This is a genomic window from Methylorubrum sp. POS3 (assembly GCF_043352485.1).
Lineage (GTDB): Bacteria > Pseudomonadota > Alphaproteobacteria > Rhizobiales > Beijerinckiaceae > Methylobacterium > Methylobacterium suomiense.
Genome location: NZ_JAPRBT010000009.1, coordinates 1 through 2,232, shown reverse-complemented (window position 1 = coordinate 2,232; position 2,232 = coordinate 1). Strand labels below are relative to the sequence as shown.

General features: G+C 71.7%; 2 protein-coding genes and 2 pseudogenes. All 4 read left to right on the top strand.

Annotation, left to right across the window (positions count from 1 at the left end; translation table 11 throughout):
- Nucleotides 1-319: pseudogene (locus OWC43_RS23235) on the top strand (phage minor tail protein L); the annotation flags it as partial.
- Complete coding sequence (locus OWC43_RS23230) at nt 297-1,145, top strand: NlpC/P60 family protein (RefSeq protein ID WP_393958653.1); 849 nt, start codon at nt 297-299, stop codon at nt 1,143-1,145. The pseudogene OWC43_RS23235 and the gene OWC43_RS23230, both read left to right, overlap by 23 nt.
- Nucleotides 1,138-1,698: a tail assembly protein gene (locus OWC43_RS23225; RefSeq protein ID WP_137829761.1), complete on the top strand. Its 561-nt coding sequence runs from the start codon at nt 1,138-1,140 to the stop codon at nt 1,696-1,698. Before OWC43_RS23230 ends, OWC43_RS23225 begins: the two co-directional genes overlap by 8 nt.
- 19 nt (nt 1,699-1,717) lie before the next feature.
- Nucleotides 1,718-2,232 (top strand): annotated as a pseudogene (locus OWC43_RS23220) (hypothetical protein); the annotation flags it as partial.

Below are 2,232 nucleotides of genomic sequence, written 5' to 3'. Positions count from 1 at the left end.
GCACACCAAGCGGGCGATCACCTGGACGCTCGCCGCGGCGATGGACCAGGAGGGGGTGATGCTGCCCGGGCGGCTCATCGTCCGCGACGTCTGCCTGTGGCGCTACCGCCGTTGGGACCCCGACACCAAGACCTTCGACTACACCGGGGTGCAGTGCCCCTACACCGGCGGAGAAGCCTACGACGCCGACGGCCGGCCGACGACGCCGGACAAGGACACGCCGAGCCGGCACATCGCCAGCTGCTGCAAGGCCCGGTTCGGCGCCGCCGCCCCCCTGCCGTTCGGAGGCTTCCCCGGTGTCGGGCGCGTACGTGTTTGACGACGGCTGCACCGCCCGCTGGCGCGCGGCGGTCGAGGCCCACAAGGCGCATGCCGCCGCGGACTGGCCGCGCGAGGCCTGCGGACTCATCGATGGAGGGGGGATGTATCACCCCTGCGCCAACATCGCCGAAGATCCGGTCCGCACCTTCGAGATTGCCGACACGGAACTGGCGGCAATCGACGGTGGCCGCTCGGCCGCGCTGCTGCACTCGCACACCGCGATCCCGCAGGAGGGTGGTCCGGCATTGCCACCGCTCGATGCGCCGTCGGCGGCGGACATGCGCACGCAGCGCGACATGGCGATCCCGTGGGGGATCACCCTGTGCCTCGAGGGCGGGGCGAGCGATCCGTTCTGGTTCGGTGACCCCGTACCCCGCCCGCCGCTCTACGGCCGGTCGTACCGGCACGGGGTCGACGACTGCTACAGTTTCATCCGCGACTGGCACGCCACCGTTGCGGGCCTGACCATCCCGGATTTCCCGCGCGACCTCGACTGGTGGGAGCCCGAGCCTGGCCTGCCGCAGCAGGACCTCTACCGCGAGGGCTTCGCGGCGGCGGGCTTTGCCCGGGTCGAGCGCCCGGACGGCCCGCTGCCCGGCGACGTGTTCCTGTGCGCGGTTCGCGCGCCGGTGATGAACCACGGCGGCGTCTATCTCGGCGACGGGCTGATCGGGCATCACCTCATGCACCAGCTGTCGCTGCGCCAGCCCGCGAGCGTGTGGCGGTCGAAGCTGCGCTTTTTCGTGCGCCACCGCGACCTACCCGACACGTGGACGCCCGATACCGGGAGGCCCGATGCTGACGCATGGAAGCCCGATGCTTAGGACGGTGCACCTCTACGGCGGCATGGCCGAGCAGTTCGGCCCGAGCTTTCGCCTCGCGGTCCGCTCGCTGGCGGAAGCCGTGCGCGCATTGGGTTGCCAGCTGCCGGGCTTCCGCCAGGCGATCGAGCAGGGGCGGTTCCGCGTCACCTGCGGGCCGTCGCGTCGGCGCGGATTGCGGCTCGACAACGATCTGATCGGCTTCGGCCTGCCGGAGGGTGATCTGCACATCGTGCCGGTGGTGCGGGGCGCGGGCGGCAAGGGCGGCTCGGTCGGCAAGATCATCATCGGCACCCTGATGGCGGTCGCCTCGTTCTGGGTGCCCGGCGGCGCCTTCCTGATGAGCGCCGGCGTCAGCCTCGCGCTCTCCGGCGCCTCGAACCTGCTCGCCCCGAAGAAGCGGAACGAGCCGACCCGCAAGAGCTACATGTTCACCGGCGCCGACGGCACGTCCGAGCAGGGCGGCGGCGTGCCGCTGATCATCGGCACCTGCATGGTCAGCCCGATCACGGTCTCGGCCGGGGTCACGACCTCGGACTCCAACGGCTTCACCTGAGCGCAAGCGCGGATCCCGCATGACCCTCGAGCACGCCTGCCTCTCCGGGGCCGACGGCGCTGGCCCGCGCGTGCGCGGCGCCGGCGGTGGCGGCAAGGCCGGATCGAGCGCCGCGACCGCGCCCGACACGCTGTTCTCGACCGCCACCGTGCGCCTGATCGACCTCCTCGGCGAGGGCGAGATCGTCGGCGTGCGCGGCGGGCTCAAGGGCGTCTACCTCAACGACGTGCCCGTCGAGAACGCCGACGGCAGCAGCAACTTCAAGGGGCTGTCGGCCGAGTTCCGGGTCGGTGCCCCCGACCAGACCTACATGCCCGGCTTCGCCGACGTGCAGACGCCGCGCGAGGTCGGGATCCGGGTCACCCAGGCGACGCCGGTCGTGGTCTCGATCACCGACACCGATGTCGACCGCGTCCGGGTGACGGTGCAGATCCCGTCGCTGTTCCTGGCCAAGACCGACGGGCCGGTCCGGGCCAACACGCTGACCTACCGGATCGAGGCGCGCTACAGCGGCGGGCCGTGGGTCGACGCGCT